The organism is Gemmatimonadota bacterium (assembly GCA_026706345.1).
In the GTDB taxonomy this organism is placed as follows: Bacteria; JAAXHH01; JAAXHH01; order JAAXHH01; family JAAXHH01; genus JAAXHH01.
This window is the reverse complement of the sequence record JAPOYX010000122.1, coordinates 1-2,073: the sequence shown is the minus strand read 5'-3', so window position 1 is coordinate 2,073 and position 2,073 is coordinate 1. Positions and strand designations below refer to the sequence as shown.

General features: G+C 60.6%; 1 protein-coding gene. It reads right to left on the bottom strand.

From position 1 onward, the window contains the following. Nucleotides 1–1,935: TonB-dependent receptor (locus tag OXG98_08060; protein ID MCY3771958.1), on the bottom strand; the 1,935-nt coding region annotated here is incomplete at its 3' end. Between the last annotated feature and the right edge of the window lie 138 nt (nucleotides 1,936–2,073).

The window sequence follows — 2,073 nt, the reverse complement described above, 5'->3', positions numbered from 1 at the left end:
CCCGGACAGATCCCCTACGCCGGTGTTGATGAAGGTCCGCGCCATTACGAACGGGCCCGTGAATGTGTTGCCGTTCGGGTCGAACGAGCCGTCATTCCAGTCTCCATCCCAACTCAGGGTAAAGGGGTTGATCATCTTGTCCCATTCCATGATGTATACCGCGGCAGCCAACTGCAAGCGGTTTTCCAGCGCGTTCGCCTTGACGCCCACCTCGAAGTTGGTCAATGACTCCTCCTCGAAGGTAAGAAACGTAGTTTCGTCGAAGGCGACCGCCCCCGCCGCAGCCGCGGCAGCGAGCGAGTCGATGCGCAATTGCTCGACAAAGGGGAGGTTGACCCCGGCCGGATTGGTTCCACTGGAAACCTGTGCGTAGACCGAGACTTCCTCGTTGAGGTTGTGATTCAGGCCGATACGCGGCTGGAAGCTGTCGGTCGTCAGGTTGAAGCTGGCTCCGGTGATGTTGTCGATGTTGGTCACGTCATCCCGCTGGAAACGCCCCTCGAACGAAATCGTGGTCTGATCCGAAATGTCGTAGGTGACGTTTGCATAAACGCCCGTATTGGTCGATGTATCCGACAACACCAGGTTGGGAACGAACGGATTGCCATTGTTGACTTCGTCTTCCAGCTCCAGCACCACGCCGGCGTACACCGACCACACGTTCGTCAATGACGAATAGTCGTACACCGAGGCGCCCACGAGCCAGCGCAGCCGTTCCTCGCCCGGTGAAATCCACCGCGCCTCCACGTAGTTCTCTTCGATGATATTGGGATTGGCCATGGAGCTGACGCCCGCCACCATGTACATGCCCATCGGGAACGACACGACTGGATCGGCCCCGGACGAATCCGAGTCGTACCAGCGCCGAAGTTCGTCCTCGGAATAGAAAGCCAGGAGTTCCAGCGTGCTGCCGCCTTCAGTGTTGAAGTTGAGCTGGCTCTGGATGCGATTGCGCTCGACGCGCGACGACGGATCCAGCACGCTGTAGATCTGCGCGGCGTAGTACTCCCGAGTGCCTTCGGGGAAGATCAGCTGGGGCTGGTGGTTCCTGGGATAACCGCCCGAGGGCACGACCACCTCGCAGTTGTACTCACCCTCGAAATAACGGTTTCCCATCCCAAGCGTGATGTTCGAACAGGCATCCCGTTCGGCACGTGTGGGGAACCACTCGATGGGCGGCGTGTCGTCGATGTCGGAGTGAATGAACCTGACGTAACCGTCGAAGCTGTCATTGGGCGCGAAGGTCAGCTTGCCGGTGACGTACGTGGTCTGCTGTCCGCCCAGCTCGTAGCCGTCGCTGGACACCCACTCGTCCGCCCCCCGGAACTCGTCGAAGTTCGCGTCGAGCGTGTACCCGAAAGTTTCATTGATGGGTCCGCCGATCTCGAACTGGAGCTCGTTCCGTCCCAGACTGCTCGTCGCCAGCCGCATGTCGCCGCTGAATTCGTCCCCCGGCGTGCGCGAAACGTAGTTGATGGCTCCGGCAAACGTGGCCCTTCCGAAGGCGGAACTCTGCGGCCCGCGCATGACCTCGACCCGGTCGACGCCGACGAACTGCAGTCCGCCCTGCTGTCCCAATAGCGGCATGCCGTCGAGGAAGGAGGTCACCTTCTGGCGAACCGGGTTCTGCGCCGCGGTCTGCACGCCGCGCACCGACGGGCGGCTGCCCTGGCGATCCTGGGCCTGTTCCCAGTTGATGCCCGGCGTCATCTCGAACAGGTCGTATGCGTCGCGGATGCCGGATTCCACCAGCAGGTCCGAGTTGATGACCGAGATCGACACGGGCACTTCCTGCAGGTTCTCCTCGCGCTTGCGCGCCGTGACGACGATCTCCTCGAGCATGTCCTGGGCAAGGACAGGCGGAGCCGCCAGCGCAACGACAACCGCCACGATGAGCGGCATGGTGTACCTGCGATCAAGAGCTTTTTCCATCATCACATCTCCATAGTCACTTTCGTCTTACAGATTGGCGCGGCACGAGAGCGTGCATTCAGGAGTATCCGAATGATCGTATTGCTCGGGAATTCGCATGCCACCTGTATCCGCCGGATTTTCGGCGCGCATAGTGTACGC